The organism is Parasphingopyxis sp., assembly GCF_052168295.1.
In the GTDB taxonomy this organism is placed as follows: domain Bacteria; phylum Pseudomonadota; class Alphaproteobacteria; order Sphingomonadales; family Sphingomonadaceae; genus Parasphingopyxis.
This window is the reverse complement of sequence record NZ_JBQLZN010000022.1, coordinates 40553-62073: the sequence shown is the minus strand read 5'-3', so window position 1 is coordinate 62073 and position 21521 is coordinate 40553. Positions and strand designations below refer to the sequence as shown.

Annotated in this window: 18 protein-coding genes; 8 read left to right on the top strand and 10 right to left on the bottom strand. The window is 64.1% G+C overall.

What is annotated here, in order from left to right; all coding sequences use genetic code 11:
* The 3 genes from ACTS1Z_RS03680 to purD all read right to left on the bottom strand — a co-directional run bounded on the left by ACTS1Z_RS03680 (position 1) and on the right by purD (position 2695).
* Positions 1-567: a hypothetical protein gene (locus tag ACTS1Z_RS03680; RefSeq protein ID WP_442623082.1), complete on the bottom strand. Its 567-nt coding sequence runs from the start codon at positions 565-567 to the stop codon at positions 1-3.
* A gap of 94 nt (positions 568-661) precedes the next feature.
* Positions 662-1360 carry an OmpA family protein gene (locus tag ACTS1Z_RS03675; protein WP_442623081.1) on the bottom strand — a complete coding sequence of 233 codons (699 nt, stop codon included), beginning with the start codon at positions 1358-1360 and terminating at the stop codon, positions 662-664.
* Positions 1361-1423: 63 nt separating this feature from the next.
* Complete coding sequence (gene purD, locus ACTS1Z_RS03670) at positions 1424-2695, bottom strand: phosphoribosylamine--glycine ligase (RefSeq protein ID WP_442623080.1); 1272 nt, start codon at positions 2693-2695, stop codon at positions 1424-1426.
* Here purD and xseA point away from each other — a divergent pair.
* The 5 genes from xseA (at position 2694) to ACTS1Z_RS03645 (ending at position 10032) form a co-directional block, all read left to right on the top strand.
* On the top strand, positions 2694-4100 hold the full coding sequence (gene xseA, locus ACTS1Z_RS03665; protein WP_442623079.1) for an exodeoxyribonuclease VII large subunit: 1407 nt from the start codon (positions 2694-2696) through the stop codon (positions 4098-4100). The two genes, purD and xseA, sit on opposite strands and share 2 nt — an antisense overlap.
* A 12-nt stretch (positions 4101-4112) precedes the next feature.
* Entirely contained in the window at positions 4113-4316 is a 204-nt protein-coding gene (locus ACTS1Z_RS03660) for a DUF2093 domain-containing protein (protein WP_442623078.1), read from the top strand.
* A 5-nt stretch (positions 4317-4321) separates the two neighbouring features.
* Positions 4322-5230, top strand: a complete 909-nt coding sequence (locus ACTS1Z_RS03655) for a M23 family metallopeptidase (protein ID WP_442623091.1) — start codon at positions 4322-4324, stop codon at positions 5228-5230.
* 273 nt (positions 5231-5503) lie between these two features.
* A complete protein-coding gene (locus ACTS1Z_RS03650) occupies positions 5504-8395 on the top strand; it encodes a TonB-dependent receptor domain-containing protein (protein ID WP_442623077.1) in 2892 nt (963 codons plus the stop codon).
* Between the two features lie 179 nt (positions 8396-8574).
* The gene (locus ACTS1Z_RS03645; protein ID WP_442623076.1) at positions 8575-10032 is read left to right on the top strand and encodes a 2OG-Fe(II) oxygenase family protein; all 1458 of its coding nucleotides are present in this window, start codon (positions 8575-8577) and stop codon (positions 10030-10032) included.
* Here ACTS1Z_RS03645 and ACTS1Z_RS03640 read toward each other — a convergent pair.
* Positions 10022-11047: a hypothetical protein gene (locus ACTS1Z_RS03640; protein ID WP_442623075.1), complete on the bottom strand. Its 1026-nt coding sequence runs from the start codon at positions 11045-11047 to the stop codon at positions 10022-10024. The genes ACTS1Z_RS03645 and ACTS1Z_RS03640 overlap by 11 nt on opposite strands.
* 179 nt (positions 11048-11226) lie before the next feature.
* Between ACTS1Z_RS03640 and ACTS1Z_RS03635 the strand changes: the two genes are divergently transcribed.
* Entirely contained in the window at positions 11227-11514 is a 288-nt protein-coding gene (locus ACTS1Z_RS03635; protein WP_442623074.1) for a hypothetical protein, read from the top strand.
* 145 nt (positions 11515-11659) lie between these two features.
* On the opposite strand, the gene ACTS1Z_RS03630 is transcribed toward ACTS1Z_RS03635, so the two are convergent.
* The 3 genes from ACTS1Z_RS03630 to clpB all read right to left on the bottom strand — a co-directional run bounded on the left by ACTS1Z_RS03630 (position 11660) and on the right by clpB (position 15753).
* Positions 11660-12217: a hypothetical protein gene (locus ACTS1Z_RS03630; RefSeq protein ID WP_442623073.1), complete on the bottom strand. Its 558-nt coding sequence runs from the start codon at positions 12215-12217 to the stop codon at positions 11660-11662.
* A gap of 76 nt (positions 12218-12293) precedes the next feature.
* A complete protein-coding gene (locus ACTS1Z_RS03625) occupies positions 12294-13163 on the bottom strand; it encodes a class I SAM-dependent methyltransferase (protein ID WP_442623072.1) in 870 nt (289 codons plus the stop codon).
* Between the two features lie 10 nt (positions 13164-13173).
* Positions 13174-15753 (bottom strand): ATP-dependent chaperone ClpB, encoded by a 2580-nt coding sequence (gene clpB / locus ACTS1Z_RS03620; RefSeq protein ID WP_442623071.1) that lies wholly within the window; start codon positions 15751-15753, stop codon positions 13174-13176.
* A 176-nt stretch (positions 15754-15929) separates the two neighbouring features.
* Between clpB and ACTS1Z_RS03615 the strand changes: the two genes are divergently transcribed.
* The gene (locus tag ACTS1Z_RS03615) at positions 15930-18812 is read left to right on the top strand and encodes a M16 family metallopeptidase (RefSeq protein WP_442623070.1); all 2883 of its coding nucleotides are present in this window, start codon (positions 15930-15932) and stop codon (positions 18810-18812) included.
* A 29-nt stretch (positions 18813-18841) separates the two neighbouring features.
* Positions 18842-19144: a hypothetical protein gene (locus ACTS1Z_RS03610; protein WP_442623069.1), complete on the top strand. Its 303-nt coding sequence runs from the start codon at positions 18842-18844 to the stop codon at positions 19142-19144.
* Positions 19145-19166: 22 nt separating this feature from the next.
* Here the strand turns inward: ACTS1Z_RS03610 and ACTS1Z_RS03605 are convergent, their stop codons facing one another.
* From ACTS1Z_RS03605 to gpmA, 3 genes are all read right to left on the bottom strand, one after another.
* The gene (locus ACTS1Z_RS03605) at positions 19167-20237 is read right to left on the bottom strand and encodes a 5-(carboxyamino)imidazole ribonucleotide synthase (RefSeq protein WP_442623068.1); all 1071 of its coding nucleotides are present in this window, start codon (positions 20235-20237) and stop codon (positions 19167-19169) included.
* Positions 20234-20722, bottom strand: coding sequence for a 5-(carboxyamino)imidazole ribonucleotide mutase (purE, locus tag ACTS1Z_RS03600; RefSeq protein WP_442623067.1), 489 nt, complete (start codon positions 20720-20722; stop codon positions 20234-20236). Before purE ends, ACTS1Z_RS03605 begins: the two co-directional genes overlap by 4 nt.
* Positions 20723-20799: 77 nt before the next feature.
* A complete protein-coding gene (gene gpmA, locus ACTS1Z_RS03595) occupies positions 20800-21486 on the bottom strand; it encodes a 2,3-diphosphoglycerate-dependent phosphoglycerate mutase (RefSeq protein WP_442623066.1) in 687 nt (228 codons plus the stop codon).
* Between the last annotated feature and the right edge of the window lie 35 nt (positions 21487-21521).

The following is a 21521-nucleotide window of genomic DNA, read 5'->3' as shown; positions in this document are numbered from 1 at the left end:
TTAGAGCGGGCCGTTCATCTTGCCGAATTCGCGCTCGAACGCGGCGACGTTGCGGGCGGCGAGCAGCCGCGCCTGGTCGACCCAGCGGTCGCGCGTGATCCGCCCCTTGAAGCTGCCGAGGCGCGAATCGACCTCGGCGATCTGCGCCTCGTCCCATCCGGCGATCTGCGCGAAATGATAGACGCCGAGATCGTGCAGCATGTCGCCCAGTTTGGGTCCGACGCCCTTGATCAGGGTGAGCCGGTCGGGCTCGCCGTCTGGCCGATCGAGGAAGGGTGAGGGCACTGCCGCCTGTGCGGTCTCCGGTTTAGGCGCCGGCTCCTCCGCCGGCTCGACATCGGCAACCGGTTCGGGCTCTGGTGGCGTCTCCGGCACGGGTTCAGGCGCAACCTCCGGCTCGGGCTCCGGTTCCGGCCGTGCTGGCGCCGACTCGGCCGGCGCGGGATAGACGAGATCGTCGGCCGATCTGGCCTGGGCCGGCCGCCGCCAGATCGATGCACCGGTGGCGACGCCGATCACGATCGATAGCAGCATCGACAACCAGAAATATGCGATCAGGTAACTCATGCCTTATCCCGGCCCCACAGGGCCCAGGCGATCGTGATGCCGAGCAGGAATGCGACCAGATTGAGCAGTAGCGCTTCGACCCATAACGGAAACATCAGCCCGCCTCCGTATCGGCCAGGGTGACGGTGAATTCGACGCGCCGATTCGCCGGGTCACCGGGATTCCCGCCCAGCGGTTCGCGCGAGCCCCGTCCTTCCGTTGTCAGCATCTCTGCCGGCAGTCCGCGTTCGACTAGCGCATCGCGCGCCGTCGTCGCGCGGAACGCGGACATCTCGTTATTGACGTTCGCGGTCCCGCTGGCGTTGGCGTGGCCGGTAATCGCGATCCGGATGCCCTGGCAATCGCCCGCTGCCTCCGCGATCCGGTCGAGCAGACGCCGCGCGGCCGGGTTCAGATAGGGCGAGCCGCTGCGGAACTGGATGCGCTCTCCATCGATGGCCGAAGTCACCCTGTCGCGGCAGGCGTGGGCGGCGCTCGTGTCGGCCGCGGCTGCTTCGGGTGCTTCGGGTGTCGTCCAGACCACGCTTGATACACCGGAAACCGCCATGACCGCATCACGCAACGCGCCGCGCCGGTCATTGTCCACATCGCCATCGAGCGCGATTGTCCGCCGGACGGGATCGGTCTGGACGGAAATGGTGACGTCTTCTGCATCTTGCGTCGCCAGCGCCTCGGTTGCGCGCTGCTCCAGGTCGTCGGCGATGGCGGCCGCTTGGCCGAACGGCTGCAGCGAGAGCCACGTCACCATGGCCACCCCCAAAATCCCGATCAGCAATTTTACCTGGACCGGCACTGCGCGCTCCCGATTACCCCCGACCGCCGAATTGTGTCCGCCCGGGCCGGTTTTTGCAAATCGTTAACTACGTTCGAGTTCGCGCCAGCCGATATCGCCGCGAAAGAAACCATCGGCAAAGTCGATCTTCTCTATCGCGGCATAGGCGCCGTCCCGCGCGGCCTGAAGCGTATCGCCGAGGGCCGTAACGTTGAGCACCCGCCCGCCGCTCGCGACGAGCTGCCCGTCGTCCTCGCTCGTTCCGGCATGGAATATCTTCGCGCCTTGCGCTTCGGCTTTGTCGATGCCGCCAATCTTGCCGCCCGTTTCGGGCGTACCCGGATAGCCCTTGGCGGCCATCACGACCGTCATCGCGCTTTGCGATGCGAGCTTCGGGGCGCCGAGCTCTGCGAGCCGGCCCTCGGCGGTCGCGGCCATCAGCGCCAGCAGATCATCTTCGAGCCGCATCATCAGCACCTGGCATTCGGGATCGCCGAAACGGACATTATACTCGATAAGCTGCGGTCCGCTTTCAGTGAGCATGAGTCCGGCGAAAAGCACGCCATTGTAAGGCGTCCCCCGTCTGGCGAGGGTTTCGACCGTCGGTTGCACGATTTCGGCCATCACCCGCTTGGTCGTCGCGTCGTCGAGAATGGGAGCTGGACTATAGGCGCCCATACCGCCGGTATTGAGACCGGTATCGCCCTCGCCGACCCGCTTGTGATCCTGCGCTGAGCCGAAGGGCAGCACGGTTTCGCCGTCGACCAGTGCGAAGAAGCTCGCTTCTTCGCCTTCGAGAAACTCCTCGATCACGATTTCCGCGCCCGCCTTGCCGAAATCGCCGTCGAACATGCCCTCCACGGCTTCCGTAGCCGCTTCGGCCGTCTCTGCTATTATCACGCCCTTGCCGGCGGCCAGGCCATCTGCCTTGATGACGACTGGCAGGCCGAACTCCTTGAGTCCCGGCAGCGCGGCTTCGGCCGAGGTGAAGCGCGCATAACGGGCGGTCGGAATGCCCGCTTCGGCGCAAAGGTCTTTCGTAAACCCTTTCGAGCCTTCGAGCTGCGCCGCTTCCTTGTCCGGGCCGAACACCGGAAAGCCCATCGTCCGTAAATTATCCGCGAGTCCGTCGACCAACGGCGCTTCCGGGCCGATGACGACAAGTTCGATCGAATTTTTCAGGCAGAAATCGATGGTCCCGCGATGATCGCCATCCTTGATCTCGACGATCTCGGCATGCTCGGCTATTCCCGGATTGCCGGGCGATGCAAACAGCTTGGTGAGGTTGGGCGATTGCGCCAGCTTCCAGGCCAGCGCATGTTCGCGGCCACCCGATCCGAGCAACAGGACATTCATGGATACACCCCCCAAAGATACAGGCCGGAATCAGTCCGGCGGTGCGCTCGTAGCGGAGAGCGCGGCGGGCGACAATGCGCAGCCGCTATCGGTTTCGGAAATATCTCAGGCGCTTAAACGTGCGGTCGAGCAGAGGTTCGGGCACGTCCGCATAAAGGGCGAGATTTCGGGCTTTAAGCGCGCCGCATCCGGCCATTGCTATCTCGGCCTGAAGGACGAGAAGGCGGTTATCGACGGTGTGATCTGGAAGGGGCAGGCGGCGCGGCTCGCCTTCGCGCCCGAGGACGGTGTCGAGGTGATCGCCACCGGCAAGCTGACCACCTACCCGGGGCGCTCCAAATATCAGATCGTCATCGATCAGCTGGAAGTCGCGGGCGAAGGCGCGTTGATGCAGTTGCTCGAACAGCGCCGCAAGGCGCTGGCGGCCGAAGGTCTGTTCGCCGAAGAGCGCAAGCGGGGGCTGCCGTTCCTGCCACGCACGATCGGCGTTGTGACGTCGCCGACCGGGGCGGTGATCCGTGATATCCTGCACCGTCTTGCCGATCGCCTGCCGAGCCATGTCCTGCTCTGGCCGGTGATCGTGCAGGGCGAGGGCGCGGCCGAACAGGTCGCGCGGGCGGTGCGCGGATTCGATGCGATGGCGGACGGCGATGGCCTGACGCGGCCGGATCTCCTCATCGTCGCGCGCGGCGGCGGTTCGATCGAGGATCTCTGGGCGTTCAACGAAGAGATCGTCGTGCGTGCGATCGCCGACTGCACGATTCCGGTGATTTCGGCGGTCGGCCATGAAACCGATACGACACTGGCCGATTTCGTCGCCGACAGGCGTGCGCCGACCCCGACGGCCGCGGCCGAGCTCGCCGTACCGGTCCGCTCCGAGCTGCTCGCGATGCTCGCGCAGAGCGCGTCGCGTGCGGACAATGCAATACGCCGGCATGTCGCGCGCCAGTCAGAGCGCCTGTCATCGATGGCCCGCCTGCTGCCGCGGCGCGAAAGCCTGTTCGCGGCGCAGGCGCAGCGGGTCGACGAACTCGCCGATCGTCTGCCGCGCGTGCTGGCGGGCCGGGTCGATCTCGCGCAGCTTGCGCTCGCCCGGCGTATCGATCGCCTCAGGCCGGGCCTCGTGGAGGCACGACTGGCCGATGGGCGCACCCGCCTCGACGGGCTTTCGCGTCTGCTGGAGCAGTTGCATCCCGAAAAGCCGCTGGCGCGCGGCTATGCGCGGGTGATGGACCGCAAGGGCGGGACGCTGGTGAGCGCCGCCGCGGTGCGCAAGGCGGGTGCGTTCACGCTGCGGCTTGCCGATGGCGATGTCGATGGGCGGGTTGAGAGCGGTCGCAAGCCGCCCTATTCTAAATCCCGAAAGCCAAAAGCCGAATCCCGTCAGGGCGGCTTGTTCGACTAGAAGGTGACAGACATGCTGACGATGAGCGGCGGGCGCACCGCGAAACTGCATTATATGGCCAACAATTACCGGATGCTCGCGCCGGGCGATCACGTTCTGTGCGCCGTGACCGGCGAGGCGATAGGCCTTGACGATCTGCGCTACTGGAGCGTCGAACGGCAGGAAGCCTATGCCAGCGCCGAGATTTCCGTGGCCGCGGCGGACAAAACACAGTGATCCGCATGGTGCGCGGCGTGGCCGCGTTGACGGCCTGCGCGGCGCTGGCCTGGTCGATCGGCGCTGTCGCGCCGGGCCGCGCCGATACCGCGCAGCAAGGCTATTCCGCAAACAGCGCTTCAGAAGAGTCGGCGCGCCAAAGCTTCTCTTTCGACGGCGTCTTCCGGCAGGGCGGTGTCGTGCGCGGGCGTGCGCCCGCGGGAACGCAGCGGCTGGAGTTGGGCGGCACGGACGTGCCCATGACCGGGAATGGCGAGTTCATTGTCGGCTTCGGCCGCGATCATGGGCCTTCGGCGACGCTCACCGCGATAATGGCCGATGGTTCGCGCGTCAGCGAGGATCTGGCGATCGCCGAGACGGCATGGCGAATCGAGCATGTCAACGCGTCCAGACGCGGCGGTCGAACCTCCGCCGAATTCCAGCGCCGCCGAGCGCCCGAAATCGCGCGAATAGTGGCCGCCCGTGAAATCCGCTCCGATACCGATGGCTGGCGGCAGGATTTTCTGTGGCCGGCGACCGGCCGGATCAGCGGCGTTTTCGGCTCGCAGCGCGTCTATCGCGGCGAACCCGGGTCCTATCATTCGGGGGTGGACGTGGCGCGGCCGACGGGCACACCCGTCGTTTCGCCAGCCGATGGCGTGGTGGTGCTGGCAACGGATACGCCGTTTACGCTCGAAGGCTATCTACTGATCATTGACCACGGGATGGGCCTCAACAGCGCCTTTCTGCATCTCTCCCGGATCGAGGTGGCGGAAGGCGACCGTGTCGAACGCGGCCAGCGTATCGCTGCTATCGGTTCCAGCGGGCGGGCGACGGGACCGCACCTTCACTGGGGCATGAAATGGGGCAACGAGCGAATCGATCCGCAATTTCTGGCCGGCCCGATGCCGGGAGCGAGCGCGGGCAACCGCTAATAGGCTGAATACTATCCGAAGATTGGCGAGAATATGCGGCCTGCCTGCCCGTTCGCACGGGTCGCCTATGTGAACTGTTGCATTTTGGCGACATATCGCCGCGAACCCGCTTTAGAGGCCGAAGCTTTGCTTTACAGGTCGCCGTTCTCAATGCAGTGACGCTGCAAGCCTATGGGTGAGCTGCGCGGGTCGTATGCTTGGACCAACCCAGCAATGGCTAGAAATTAGGCCGCGATTTTGCGGTATCTAACTCCAGAATAAGGGGCTGGAAACGTGACCAAGACTTCCAAATTTACACAGTTGAAGACGGGTGCCGCACCTGTCGTCATCGGCATCGCCATGATGTCGACGCCTGCGTTCGCGCAGGACAGCGAGGCGCTCGCATCGGCCAGCACATCGAGCCAGCCGGGCATCGTTGTTACGGGTACGCGCATTACGAACCCGAACCTCGAACAGTCGAGCCCGATCCAGGTGGTGAGCCAGGACGAGATCGATTATCGCCAAGCGACGAACGCCGAAGAACTGATCGGCGACCTTCCGGGTATCGCGCCGGGCACGAACAACTCTGTCAACAACGGTTCGAACGGTACGTCGACTCTCAACCTGCGTAACATCGGTTCGACGCGTAGCCTCGTCCTGCTGGACGGTACGCGCCTCGTTCCCTCGACGATCCTGTCGCAAACCGACCTTAACATCATCCCGGTTGCGCTGGTCGAGCGGGTCGAAGTCATCACCGGCGGCGCCTCGTCGGTCTACGGTGCCGACGCCATCTCGGGTGTTGCGAACTTCGTGCTGCGCCGCGATTTCGAAGGCATCGAAGCGGCGTTCACCGCCGGTATCACCGAGCGTGGCGATGGCGAGCGTGTTCGCGGCGACCTCACTCTGGGTGCGAACTTCGACGATGGCCGTGGTAACGCGACACTCAGCGTCGGTTATCAGGAAGTCGATGACGTCCTGCAGGCCAACCGCCTGATCTCGCAGGGTGCCAAGTTCGGCGGCGTCGTTTTCGGTTCGGCTACCGCTGTTCCGACGACCTTCAACAGCACGCTCCGCGTGTCGCCGGACGGTCAGGACTTCATCGCGCCGAACAGCACGTTCAACTACGCGCCGTTCAACTATTTCCAGACGCCGCTGCAGCGCTACAATATCTTCGGTTCGGCGCGTTACGAAGTGACGCCGGGCATCGAAGTTTATACGCGCGGCATGTTCACCAACTCGACGGTTAGCCTGCAGCTTGCTCCGTCGGGCCTGTTCGGCGATCCGTTCATCTTCCCGCTGAACAACCCGTTCCTCACGGAAACGCAGCGCCAGCAGATCTGCGCCAGCTATGCAACGCCGATCGACCCGGCGACCTGTACGGCGGCCGGTCAGGCGACCGGGCCCGGCGATCCCAACTATATCGCGCAGCCGACGATCATTAACCGTCGTCTCGTCGAACAGGGACCGCGTCAGACGACGAACGTCACCAACCAGTTTCAGCTTTGGGCCGGTGTGCGTGGCGATCTCAGCCCGACGCTCAGCTATGACGTCTATGCAACCTATGGTGAATCGCAGCGTACGACGACCCGCGTTAATTGGGGTCTGAAATCGCGTGTCGAGCAGGCGCTTAACGCGACGAGCACGACAACCTGTTTCGATGCGTCGAACGGCTGTTTCCCGATCAACCTTTTGGGTGGCGGCGTCGGCACGAACATCGATCCGCGGGCGGTGACCTTCTTCAACCAGCCGTCTGGTTTCACCGACTCGACGACGCTGACCGTGGTCAACGCGTCGCTTAACGGTACGTTCGGCGAGACGGGTTTCTTCACTGAAACGCCGATCGGCTTCGCTGCCGGTGTCGAATATCGTGAATATACGGCGAGCCGAGTTGCCGACGTGTCGGCCGGTACGCAGGATGAGGTGCTCGGTACGGGTGCTCCGGCTCCGACCTTCAACGGCGGCTATGACGTCATCGAGGGTTTTGCCGAGCTGATCGTGCCGATCCTCGAGGACGTGCCGGGCTTCTACAGCCTCCAGGCTGAAGGCGGCATCCGTGTGTCGGATTATTCCAACACCGGTACGTCGGTCACCTGGAAGGCCGGCGGTAGCTGGGAACCCTTCGAAGGCTTCCGCTTCCGCGGCATCTACTCGGTATCGGTCCGCTCGCCGAACATCGGTGAGCTGTTCGCTCCGGTCACCACCGGCCTGACGCCGCTGCCGGTCGATCCGTGCGCCGGTGCCAACCCGGTTGGTAACGCCACGCTGACCGCGATCTGCGTCGCGCAGGGAGCGCCTGCGGGTGCCATTGGCAATATTCCGCAGCCGTCTGCTGCGCAGATCAACGCCACGTCTGGTGGCAACCCGAACCTTGACGTCGAAGAAGCGGAATCGCTGACGCTCGGTCTCGTGGCTACGCCGCCGCAGGTGCCGGGCCTGGTCGTGTCGATCGACTATTTCGACATCCAGGTGACGGGTGCCATCACGACGCCGAATCCGGGCGACATTCTGACGCCCTGCTTCGGTCCGAACAACGATGGCAACGGTTCCGATCCGGCGGCTTGCGCCTTTATCGGCCGTAACCCGATTAACGGTTCGCTGAACGGTGGTGGTGAGACGCTGGGTCTGATCCTGCAGCTGTCCAACCTCGGCGAGATCAACACCAGCGGTATCGACTTCCGGGTCAACTACACGCTTCCGTTGAACTTCGGCTCGCTCAACTGGGACCTCAACGGTACCTGGACCGACGAGCTGACCTTCAACGCGAACCCGGCCAACCCGCAGAACATCACGCGTGAGTGCGTCGGTCTGTTCAGCGGTAACTGTGAGCCGATCACGCCGGAATGGGCGTTCAACCTGCGGACCACGCTGAGCATCGACGATATCGCCGATATCTCGCTGCTGTGGCGCTGGATCGACGGTGTCGAGTATGAATTCTTCAGCCCGACGAGCGCGTTCCTTCTGGAATCGCAGGCATTCGACGACGCGTCCTATTTCGACCTGTCGATCCGCTCGAATGTCAGCGAGAATTTCGACGTGACCTTCTCGGTGTTCAACCTGCTGGACCGCGATCCGCCGGAAACCAGCTCGTTCATCGGTTCGAGCGTCTACAACTCGGGTAACACCTATCCGACGACGTATGACGTGCTCGGCCGGAGCTATCAGGTCACTGGCCGGCTTCGCTTCTAAGCGGACGGCTACTGCACAGTCAGGGCGGCTGGGGAAACCCGGCCGCCCTTTCTGTTTGGAAGGCAGTTATCGGCGGCGTTCGCCGATCAGGCGATATGCGATAGGCCGCTTCGCGGTGGAATAGGTCGCGGATTGCCGATAGACATCCGGAAATGCTTCCAACGGACGATCCAAAAGTCTTGGTTTCCGCCGCCATGCGAGAGCGCGATGCCGGCCGTGCTGCGGCGGCGGTGCCGATCATAGAGGCCGCGCTGGAGAAGCATGCCGATAACGTGCGCCTCTGGCACGTTCTCGGTCTGCTGTATCGGGCAGAGGAAAACTCGGCAGACGCGATGCGCGCATTTCGCAAAGCGGTGGACCTTGCGCCGACCGATCCGAAGGTCACGCACGCTCTTGCGCGGGTCACCATGGAGGCCGGGCGGCCTGCAAAAGAGCTCTTCGACGAAGCGTGGCGGCATTCGCCGGGCGACGCATCGGTGATCATGGGTCGCGCCGCCGCGCAGTCCGCGATTGGCGAAACCGAAGCGGCGATTGCCGACATCGACGAGGTGCTGAAAAACAATCCGCTTTGGCTCGAAGGGCAGGAATTGCTCGCGCAGCTCCGCTGGATGAATGGCGAGCGCGACGGATTCACGGCAGGGTTCGAACGGGCGCTCGAAGCGCATCCCGGCCATCAGGGGCTTTGGTTCAAGCTGATCAATGCGCTGAGCCAGGTGGATCGTTTTGCCGACGCAAACGCGGTCGTCGCACGTGCGCGGAACCATGTCAGCGACATTCGCGCGCTCGATATCAGCGAGGCAATCTGTGCGTCCGAGCTCGGTGATGTCGAACGAGCGGACCGGCTGTTCGACCGCGTCGCGCCCTACAGGGAAATGCCGCTGGCCGTACGGTATATGCGGCACATGCTCCGAACCGGACGGCCGGAAAAGGCGGCACGGTGCGGAGAAGAGCGGGCGCAGGACGCCGATTCGAACGAGATGTGGCCCTATCTCGGTCTCGCCTGGCGGATGACGGACGATCCGCGCTGGGAATGGCTGGAGCGCGACGAGCGCCTGATCAAGACGTATGATATCGGCGAGCGCGTCGATATGGCGGCGCTGGCCGAACATCTGCGCACGCTCCATGTCCTCAAGGCCGATATGGCCGGCCAGTCGGTGCGCGGCGGTACGCAGACCGACGGCCCGCTATTTGCCCGCGCCGATCCCGAGATTCGCGAGCTGCGCGCGGCGATCGTCGATACGGTGACGGCGCATATGCAAACACTTGCCCCTGTCGATCCCGATCATCCGGTCCTGCGCCACAGCCCGGGTCCGTTTCAGTTCGGCGGCTCATGGTCGGTGCGATTGGCGGGCGCCGGCCGTCATACCAATCATATCCACCCACGCGGATGGTACAGCTCGGCGCTCTATGTGAGCCTGCCATCGCAAGAGGATTTCGGCGAGCCGCCAGCCGGTTGGCTCGCCTTCGGAAAGCCGCCCGATGAGCTGGACCTCGATCTCGAGCCCTACGAGATGGTGGAGCCGAAAGTTGGCACGCTCGCACTTTTCCCGTCGATCATGTGGCACGGCACGATACCCTTCGATGCCGGCGAACGATTGACCGTGGCTTTCGACGTGCAGGCGCCGATCAGTCCATGATGTTGCCGCTTGGCCGGATCGGAATGTTCAGGCCCTTGGCGACGGTTTCGACCCAGATTGCGACCTTTTCGATCTCGTCCGCATGTGCCGACTCGCCGGCCGCCTGCTCTTCCTGCCGGTCGGACGCGTCGAAATCATCGCCGAATTTGGAATGGCGCTGAAATACGGCGCTCTCAGCGATCGCCTGCGCGCGGGCCGTATCCATATCGAGCGCGAATAGCTCCCCGATCCGCACGAGGCTGCCGGCGCGATGCGCGAGGAAGGTCTCACTATCGAGCGAAGCGATGCGATCGGCACCATAGTTGGCCAGCAAGGATTCGTAGATCCGGTTCTGCGCGAGCCAGGCGAGGCCGGCAATCTGCAGATCGGTCTGGCCGAATAGCTGTTCCTCATCAAAGCCAAGATCGATATGCGCGGCCTTCTGCAAAGTGATGAACAGCTCGCGGCCCCATAGACGCCCCGTTATCCCCTTGCGGGCGATCGAATTCAGGAATAGCCGAAGCGGCGCGTAAAGAAAGACTGCGTGGCTGTCCGCGCGTATGGCCAGTAACGTATCGGCCAGGCCGTTCACCGTGCAGGATGGTTTCGCCACCACGGCCTCGCCTGTTTCGAACGGCCGCGCCAGCAGATCGAGTGTCCGATCGAGCACGACGCGCACGCGGTCTTCGTCATTCGCGCGCTGCCGATAACCGCTCATATCGCGCAATACCGTCGGTTCGCTCAGCGCGCTGCTCATGCCCGGCTGATCGAGCGCTCGCGTTAGCAGGGTCGAACAGCAAAATCCGGAATGGAAGATGTAATGGAGCGGCGCGCGTGCCGCGCTTGCGTCCGGCATGTCGGTCCGCCTGACGACGATCGGCGTGAGAGAGTCCGGCAGATATTCATCCGACAGGAAGGTCGCTTCGCGCCGCGCCTCGCGATCCAGCCTCACGAAATGGAAGCTGTCCGCAGCTTCATCATATCGATGCAAGAGGATGACGCCGTCATCGAGCGGCAGGGATGATGCTCCGGTCATGGTCGATTACATATCCAAAATGGTGAATGACGAGTTGACTTCGCGATGTGGTTTAGCGCTGGATCGACCTGCTTACCATGGCCATGCTTGCCCGGGCCCGGTTTTCAGGTTACGTTGCGATCGTTACACCGGGAGGGTGTTAATCATTGATATTTGATCGAAAATTGCGGAGTCTTGCAATGAAAATAGCTGTACCCGTTCTGGCCATCGCTGCGATCGCGTTCGTCGCTCCGGCCAGCGCCATGATGCAGGAAGAGGCACCGGGTGTCGTCGGCGCAGAGGAAAGCGAAGAGAATCCGGATGAGCGCATCCGGTGTCAGACGCGTCGCGTTACCGGATCGAACGCGCGGCGTATGCGCACCTGCATGACGATTGCGCAATGGAGAGAGCTGGCACGCGGCGGCAATCGCGATGCGCAGAGAATAGTGGGCTGGGGCGCCGGTTGTCCTGACCCGACCCAGTGCTGAGAGTCGCCTCGCGCAATCTCGTAAAATGATAACCGTTCGTCGGCTGACGACGTGACGAGCCCTTGGGCGATATCAAGCGCGTTAGTGGCTCGGCGGGACTCAAGCTTGATCGCGACACCAGTGGCGCGATACGAGAATATCCCGTTCAGCGAACCCGGGTCACCGACATGAAGCCGGTACGGCCCTCGACGCGCAGGCGATAGCCGCCGATCCCGCCGCGCGAGATCGTAGCACTCGAGCCCACGCGAATTCGCCCGCGCAAGCTGCTGTTATTCCCTTCCCGCCAGATTTGACCGTTCTCGAGCAGGAAGACGCGCCGACGCGTGCCGTCGGTGAATGTCTCGACAATATTGGATGTCACTTCCGTTGGCTCGGGCGGCGCAAGATCGGCAACATCTTCCGCACTGCCGCCACGCTCCCGCGCGCGCTCGACTTCGCGTTCGTAGCGCTCTTCGATCTGGATCGCGGAAAGCCCGAAATCCTCGACCGTGCGCCGCCGCCGCCTTTCCGCCCGTTCCTGTTGCGCGGCATCCGCGCCGGCCAGTGCCGCGTCAAAACAGGCCAGTCGCGCAGGGCCTTCGCTGATCTCTCCGCATTCGCGAAATGGCTCAAGCGCTTCTTCGCCATCGTCCGCAAGGGCGGGCGTAGCGATGAACAGCGGCGCTGCGGCGATACAGAAACAGGAAGCGGGAAGAATACGCATGGTCCGGACTCCAAACCGTCTGGCGGGACTGCAGCATTCTTTACCGATAATCGCGGCTGTGGCTAGTCCATCACGGCTATGCTTTGTGCCGGCCGGAAATCGACCAGGCGATCGGCGCGGCGAGACCTTGGATCCGGACGGGCTGGGGTGCCGTGCACTCGAAGTCGGCGGCCAGCGTTTCGGTAAAATGGTGCGCGGCCTGATCGTCCAACGCAACGTCCAGTAATGCCGCCAGTACCGCGCGTTCCTGCTCCAGCTTCTCCTCGAACGCTTCGAGTTCGGTCTTGCCGCGCTGGCCGCCGAAGCGGATGGTCGCGTCCAGGCCCGCCGCGATTTCGTGGACGACCGGTTGATCGGGATGGCTGCGCGCGATCAGCGAGAGGGCCTGGCTCAGCATGGCGGTATCACTGCCCGGCTGTTCGATCGCCCTTTGCGCCATGTCGCGGATCGACGAACGCGCGATCGCGTCGAGCGCCGCATGCCGCTTGCGGTTCTGCTCGACGATCGGGCTGTCCGCATGGTGGACGATGAACTGCAGCGCGGCGCTGGGTTTCGCGACCCGCGCTATTTCCGGCGCGGCCGCAGCAATATCGGCATATTCGATGCCGAACTGGCTGGTCAGCCCATCGAACCGGGCGTCTTCGAACGGCAGGTCGGCGATGTCCGTCGAACCGACAAGTCGCATGCTTTTCGATTTGCTTTTCGGCAATTCGGCATAGTCGACACCCGTCAGTTCGAGATCGCGGTTGCCGCGCCGTAGCGCGCGCATGACCGCCCCCGTACCGCATGCAAGATCGAGTATTCGTGCTCCGCGCTCGAAAGACTGCGCGAACCGCGCCCATAGCTGCGTCAATTCCGCATCGACGGCGGGCGGCGCGCCGGGCAGGCATCCGCCGGCTTCGCCCATCTGTCTCCAATAGGCGCTCCACGCCTGTGCTTTGCTCATGCCCGGCGGCTTAGCCGAATGTCATCGTCAAAGCACCATCACCTTCATCAATATTGACGGTTGCGCCATCGGCGATATCGCCGCGCAGGATCGCATCGGCCAGCGGGTCCTGCAGATATTTCTGCACCGCGCGTTTCAATGGCCGGGCGCCGTAGACGGGATCGTAGCCGACACGCCCCAGCCATTCGCGCGCCTTGTCGGTCAGCGCGATCTCGACCTTGCGGTCGTCGAGCAGCTTTTGCACGCGCGCGACCTGGATATCGACGATCGGCGCCATATGCGCCTGGCTGAGGCGGTGGAAGAGAATGATCTCGTCTAGGCGGTTGAGGAATTCGGGGCGGAAATGGCCGCGCACCGTCTCCATCACCTGCGGTTCGACCTCGTCGACCGTCTGCTCGTCGCCGAGCGAGGACAGATACTGGCTGCCGAGATTGCTGGTCAGGATGATCAGCGTGTTCGAGAAATCGACGGTCCGGCCCTGGCCGTCCGTCAGACGCCCGTCGTCGAGGACCTGCAGCAGGACGTTGAACACGTCGTTATGCGCCTTCTCGACCTCGTCGAACAGGATAACCTGATAGGGCCGCCGCCGCACCGCTTCGGTCAGCACGCCGCCTTCGTCATAGCCGACATAACCCGGAGGCGCGCCGATCAGCCGGGCGACCGAGTGTTTTTCCATGAATTCGGACATGTCGATGCGGACCATCGCGCCTTCGTCGTCGAACAGGAATTCCGCCAAGGCTTTGGTCAGCTCGGTCTTGCCCACCCCGGTGGGGCCCAGAAACAGGAAGCTGCCTAGCGGCCGGTTCGGGTCCTGCAATCCTGCGCGCGAGCGGCGGACAGCGGTTGACACTGCCTTGACCGCCTCTTCCTGTCCGATGACGCGCTCGCCCAGATGCTCTTCCATCGCGAGCAGCTTTTCGCGCTCGCCCTCGAGCATCTTGTCGACCTGGATGCCGGTCCAGCGCGAGACGACCGAGGCGATATCCTCGCTCGTCACTTCCTCGCGCAGCATCGCGCCTTCGGTGGCTTCGCCCGCTTCTTCGAGCTTCTTTTCAAGATCGGGAATCGTGCCGTAGGAGAGCTCGCCAGCCTTGGCGAGGTCGCCCGCGCGCTCGGCTTGCTCGAGTGCAATACGTGCCGCGTCGAGCTCTTCCTTCAGCTTCGCTTCGGACTGGATTTTCTCGCGTTCGGCCTGCCAGCGCTGCGTGAGCTCGGCCAGTTCCTGTTCGAGATTGGCGAGTTCTTCCTCGATGATCCCCAGACGTTCCTTGGACGCTTCGTCGCTCTCCTTGCTCAGCGCTTCGCGCTCTATCTTGAGCTGGATGGCGCGGCGGTCGAGCGTTTCGATTTCTTCGGGCTTCGACTCCACTTCCATGCGAATGCGCGATGCGGCTTCGTCCATCAGGTCGATCGCCTTGTCCGGCAGGAACCGGTCGGTGATATAGCGTTCGGACAGTGTCGCGGCCGACACCAGCGCACCATCGGTGATGCGCACCCCGTGATGGAGTTCGTATTTTTCCTTGATGCCGCGCAGGATCGAGATCGTGTCCTCGACGCTCGGCTCCTCGATGAAGACCGGCTGGAAGCGCCGCTGCAGCGCCGGGTCCTTTTCGACATGCTTGCGATATTCGTCGAGCGTCGTCGCGCCGATGCAATGCAGTTCGCCACGCGCGAGCGCGGGTTTGAGCAGGTTTGACGCATCCATTGCGCCTTCGGACGCGCCCGCGCCCACCAGCGTGTGCATCTCGTCGATGAACAGGATGATTTCGCCATCCGCGCCCTTCACCTCGTCGAGCACGCCCTTCAAGCGCTCCTCGAACTCGCCGCGATATTTCGCGCCGGCGATCAGCGCGCCCATGTCGAGCGCGAGCAGGGTGCGGTTCTTGATGCCGTCGGGCACGTCGCCATTGGCGATGCGCAGCGCCAGACCCTCGGCGATCGCCGTCTTGCCGACACCGGCCTCGCCGATCAGTACGGGGTTGTTCTTGGTGCGGCGCGCGAGGATCTGGATCGTGCGGCGGATTTCTTCGTCGCGCCCGATGATCGGGTCGATCTTGCCGTCGCGGGCACGCTCGGTGAGGTCGGTCGCGAACTTCTTGAGCGCGTCGTAGCGGTCCTCTGCGCTCGCCGTGTCGGCGGTCCGGCCGCCGCGCAATTCGTTGATCGCGCTGTTCAGCGCTTCGGGCTTCACCCCGGCATTGTCGAATGCGTCGCCGACGGGGGTTCCCTTGGCCATGACCATGGCGAGCAACAGGCGTTCGACAGTGACGTAGGAATCGCCCGCCTTGGTCGCGATCTGCTCCGCGGTATCGAGCACACGCACGGCATCATTGTCGAGCTGCGGCGTCTGCTGCGCGCCGCCGCCCGAAACCTGCGGAATCTTCGCGAGCGCCTCGTCGATTTCGCGTACGGCCGCTTCCGCGCTGCCGCCGGAACGTCCGATGAGCCCGGCCGCCATGCCTTGCTCGTCTTCGAGCAACGCCTTTGCCAGATGCTCGGCGCGCACCTGCTGATGGTTCATGCGGATCGCGACCGTCTGCGCGGATTGCAGAAAGCCCTTGGCCCGATCGGTAAATTTCTCGAGATTCATATGTCCGTCCCTGTTCCTGTCTCCGGGCCGATATAGTGTTGCAAAAATACAACACAAGACATCGCGCGCTTTATCTTTGTCGACAGATTTAGGCGTTCGTCGAGCGACCGCAACCGCTGCTTGCACGCGGCTTTCGCGCCGCTATGGTCGGCCCGGATTTTCCGGGAGAAGATGCGATGCGTTTCCTGAAGCTGTCCCTGCTCGCGCCGCTGGCGCTCCTCGCTACGCCGGCGCTCGCGCTGGATGATCATGGCGAAGCGCCGGCGGGTCCGCAGCCCAATGTCTCGGCCGCCGATCTCGTCGACGAGATATCGATCCCCTATGAACGCTTCACGCTCGACAATGGCCTGCGCGTTATCGTGCATGAGGACCGCAAGGCGCCGGTCGTCGCCGTTTCGGTCTGGTATCATGTCGGCTCGCGGCATGAACCCGAAGGCCAGACCGGCTTCGCGCACCTGTTCGAGCATCTGATGTTCAACGGATCGGAAAATGCGCCAGGCAGCTATTTCGAACCGCTGCGCGAGATCGGCGCGACCGATTTCAACGGCACCACCTGGTATGATCGCACCAACTATTTCCAGACCGTGCCGACCGAGGGCCTCGAACTGGCGCTCTATCTCGAATCGGATCGCATGGGGCATCTGCTCGGCGCGGTGACGCAGGAGAAGCTCGATACCCAGCGCGGCGTCGTCCAGAACGAGAAGCGGCAGGGTGACAACCAGCCCTTTGGCCTCGTCAACTATGCGCAGATCGAGGCGCTGTTCGGGTCCGACCATCCCTATGGCCATTCGACGATCGGCTCGATGGCCGATCTCGACGCGGCGAGTCTGGATGACGTGCAGAGCTGGTTCCGCGCGCATTACGGTCCGAACAATGCGGTGATCGTGCTGGCCGGCGATATCGACGCGGCCACGGCGCGACCGCTCGTCGAGCGCTATTTCGGCGATATCGCGCGCGGACCGGAGACCGAGCAGATCGATCCCGGCGTCCCGACGCTGGCCGAACGCGGCGAGATCCGCATGCAGGACAATGTCGCGACGACGCGGCTCTATCGTAGCTGGGCCGTGCCGGGCCTCAACGATCCCGTGACGGCCGATCTCGATGTTGCCGCTGCCGTGTTCGGCGGCCTCTCCAGCTCGCGGCTCGACAACAGCCTGGTGCGCGACGAGCAGGTCGCCGTGCGGGTCTCGGCGAGCGTCCAAGAATTCGAATATGTCAGCATCTTCGAGGTCCAGGTCGATGTCGCGCCGTCGGCCGATGCGGATGCGGTATCGGCGCGGCTCGATGCGCTGCTGGCCGACTTCATCGCCAACGGGCCGACACAGGACGAGGTCGATCGCGTGGCGATGCGCCAGGTCGCCGCGCGGCTCGCGGGGCTCGAACGGGTCGGCGGCTTCACCGGCAAGGCGGCGGTTCTCGCAAGCGGCGAACTTTATTCGGCCGATCCGGCCTTTTACCGCACCCAGCTTGCGCGGATCGGCGCCGCCACGCCGGAAACAGTGCGCGTTGCCATGCAGCAATGGTTGACCCGGCCCGTCCTCGCGACACGCGTCGATCCCGGCGAGCGCGGCGACTATGAGGAAGCCTCTTCGGTGTCAGGTGGCGCACAGACGGGCCGGCTCGACAGCCCGGCCTATTATCTCCAGCCCGGCGAAAGCGAAGCGCAGGCGCATGACGCGGCGGCTGCGCCCATGGGCACGCGCAGCGTGCCCCGGCCAGATGTCGGCATGATCGACGATCTCAATTTTCCGGACGTCGAACGCGGCACATTGTCGAACGGCGTCGAAGTGCGTTTCGTGCGCCGGACGACGGTGCCGACAATGCGCACGATGCTGAGTTTCGATGCAGGGAATGCGGCCGACCGCGCCGACCAACTCGGCACGCAGGCGCTCATGCTCGCGGTGATGTCCGAAGGCACGACGAGCCTGAATGCGAGACAGATTGCGGAAGCGGAGGAACGGCTCGGCGCATCGGTCACATCGAGCAAGAGCCTCGACCGGACAGGCTTCGGCCTGTTCGCGCTTGCGCCCAATTACGGCCCGTCGCTCGATCTGCTGGCGGATATCGTGCGGAACCCGGCTTTCGATCCGGCGGAGATCGAACGGTTGCGCGCGACGCAGCTGACGCAGATCGCGGCGGAAGGCACGTCGCCGCCGAGCCTTGCGAGCCGCACATTGTGGCCCGTCCTGTTCGGCCCGGACCATCCCTATGGCCGCCCGACCAGCGGTCTCGGCACGGTCGAGTCCGTCGCACAGATCACGCGCGACGATCTGATCGCCTTTCACCGCGAGTGGATTCGACCGGATAAGCTCAGCATTCTCGTGGTGGGAGATTCGACGCTCGCAGATGTGATCGCGGCGCTGGAACCGCGGTTCGGGGACTGGGAGCCGAGCGGCGAGCCCGGCATCAAGCCGATCGATGCGCCCATTCCGGCGGCCAACCCCCGGATTATCCTGGTCGACCGGCCCAATTCGCCGCAATCCTATATCTATGGGGGGCAGGTGCTCGGGCTTGAGGGCACCGACGAACTGCTGCCGCTGCTGACTGTCAACGACGCGCTGGGCGGCAGTTTTCTCTCACGGCTCAACCTCGATTTGCGCGAGGCCCGGGGCTGGTCCTATGGCGTGAGCGGGGCGGTCAACCGCTTTGTCGGGCCGGTGAGCTATACCGTCCGCGCGCCGGTGCAATCGGACCGGACCGGCGACTCGATCGCCGCCCTGCTGCAGCAGATCGGGACGTTCCTCACCAGCGAAGGCATCCGGCAGGACGAATTCGACCGGGCGATCACGGGCAGTATCCGCAGCCTGCCCGGAAGCTTCGAAACCTCGGACGGCATCATCATCGGCATGACGCGCAACATGCTCTACCAGCGGCCCGACGATTATTATGACGGGCTCGCCGAGATGTACCGCTCGTTCGACCGCGCCGAACTCGATGCGGCGGCGCGGGAGGCCATCGATCCGGCGGCGTTCACATGGATCGTGGTTGGCGATGCCGCGCAAGTCCGGGAACAGCTTGACGCGCTGGGCCTGCCTGTGGAAACAGTCGCCTCGGAATAATTGACACAACTGTAAGGAAGGATTCGCACATGACAGACGTAACCGGCACCTGGGATTCGGTCGTGAACTCGCCGATGGGTGAGCAGAAATCGACGATGACGCTCAATCAGGAAGGCGACACCGTCACCGGCGTGAATGCGGGCGCGACGGGTTCGGCCGACGTCCAGGAAGGTAAGGTCGATGGCGACACCTTCACCTGGAAGATGGACATCACCGTTCCGATGCCGATGACGCTCGAAGGCACGGCGACCGTCGAAGGCGACAAGATGGCCGGCAACATCAAGGCCGGTGCGTTCGGTGAAATGCCGTTCACGGCGACGAAGACCGGCTAAACCGCTTCGGCACGCGCGGCTCTCACCAGAGCTGCGTGACATGCCCCATTTTTCGGCCCGGGCGCGCTTCCCCCTTTCCATAAAGGTGGAGGTGCGCCCGGTCTTTTTTGAGCCATTGCGGCCAGTCGTCGGCGGCTGTGCCGATGAGGTTGTACATCTCGACGCGATCCGCGGTTAGCGACGTGTCGCCGAGCGGCAGTCCGCAGATCGCGCGGATATGGTTTTCGAACTGCGAGGTGACCGCGCCCTCGATCGTCCAATGGCCGCTATTGTGCACGCGCGGCGCCATTTCGTTGAAGACCGGGCCGGCGGCGCTCGCGAAGAATTCGCAAGTCAGGACGCCGACATAGTCGAGCGCGTCGGCGATGCCGCGCGCCAGATCGCTGGCGGCCGCTTTCTGGATGCCGATCACGCCGTCGCCGGGCGCGAGCGAGTGCGCGAGAATGCCGTCTTCGTGCCGGTTCTCCGGGGCATCCCAGATCCGTGTTTCGCCGCTCATGCCACGCACGAGCAGGATCGAGAATTCCTTCTCGAAATCGACGAAGCTTTCCAGGACCGAGGGTTTCTCGCCGATGTCCGCCCAGGCTGCGGATGCACCGTCCGCGCTCATGATGCGCACCTGCCCTTTGCCGTCATAGCCGAAGCGGCGCGTTTTCAGGATGGCGGGCGCGCCGATCTCCTTCAGCGCCTGCTCCAGCTCGCCGAGCGAGGACACGGCGCGATAGTCGGCCGGGCGTCCGCCATGGCCGACGACATAGTCTTTCTCCGATAGCCGGTCCTGCGCCAGCTCGAGCGCGTCGACATTGGGGTGGAGCGGCGCCTCGCCGGCAATCGCGCGCAGCGGCCCGGCCGGCACATTCTCGAACTCGTAGGTCAGCACGTCGACGTCGCGGGCAAAATCGCGCAGCGCGGCTTCGTCGGTATAGTCGGCGTGCACATGGCGCGCCGCGACATCGGCGGCGCAGGGCGCGTCTTCGGGGGCGTAGACATGGCAGCGATAGCCGAGCTGCGCGGCCGCCACGCTCAGCATCCGTCCGAGCTGCCCCCCGCCGATAATGCCGATCGTCGCCCCCGGTGCGAGCGGTTCGCTCATCCTGCGGGATCTTCGTCGACGGCGTCGGTCTGCGCCTGCCGCCAGGCGTCGAGCCGCGCCGCGACAGCCTCGTCATGCGTGCCGATGATCGCCGCGCCGAGCAGTGCCGCGTTCTTCGCGCCCGCGACGCCGATCGCGAGCGTGCCGACGGGAACACCGGCGGGCATCTGGGCGATCGACAACAGGCTGTCCATGCCCTTGAGCGCTTTGGATTCCACCGGCACGCCGAGCACCGGCAGCCGGGTCATCGATGCCGCCATGCCCGGCAGATGCGCCGCGCCGCCAGCGCCCGCGATGATCGCCTTGAGCCCGCGATCGGCGGCGGTCTTGGCGTAATCGTATAGCCGGTCCGGCGTGCGGTGCGCGGACACGACCTTGCATTCATGCGCGATGCCGAGTTCGGTGAGGATTTCGGCGCCATGGCGCATCGTTTCCCAATCGGAACGGCTGCCCATGATGATGCCGATAAGCGGCGTGTCGGTCATGCTTCGTCCTGCGCTTTGAGCCAGAAGAAGCGATTTCTTCTAGTGCGAAGCCGGGCGGCGCGCAATGGCGGCGCGCGCTAGCGTTCGGAGAGGTAGTAGCGCTCGTTTGCCCTCAAATCGTCAGCGAGATCGTAGACGATCGGCTGACCGGTCGGAATCTCGAGGCCGGTGATCTCGTCGTCGGGAATCGCGGACAGATGCTTGACCAGCGCGCGCAGCGAATTGCCATGGGCCGAAATGAGGACGCGCTTGCCCTCCTTGAGTGCGGGTGCGATCCGCGCTTCCCAATAGGGCAGCACGCGCTCGATCGTGTTCTTCAGGCTCTCGCTCTTCGGCACATCGACGCCCTCGTAGCGGCGGTCCTTGCTCAGGTCGTATTCGCTGCCGTCTTCCATCGGCGGCGGGGGCGTATCGAAGCTGCGCCGCCATATATGGACCTGTTCGTCGCCATGCTTGTCGCGCATCTCCTGCTTGTTGAGGCCGGTCAGTCCGCCATAATGGCGCTCGTTGAGCCGCCAATGCTTCTCGACCGGCAGCCAGAGCCGGTCCATTTCGGCGAGAGCGAGATTGAGCGTTCGGATCGCGCGGGTCTGGTAGCTGGTGAAGCAGAGATCATGATCGACGCCCTTGTCGCGCATCAATGCGCCCGCCGCCACGGCTTCGGCAACGCCCTTGTCGGTCAGGTCGACGTCCCACCAGCCGGTAAACCGGTTTTCGAGATTCCATTGTGACTGGCCGTGGCGGACGAGGACGAGCTGGGGCATGCGGAAACTCCTGTGTCGATCCGCGCTTTCCTTAG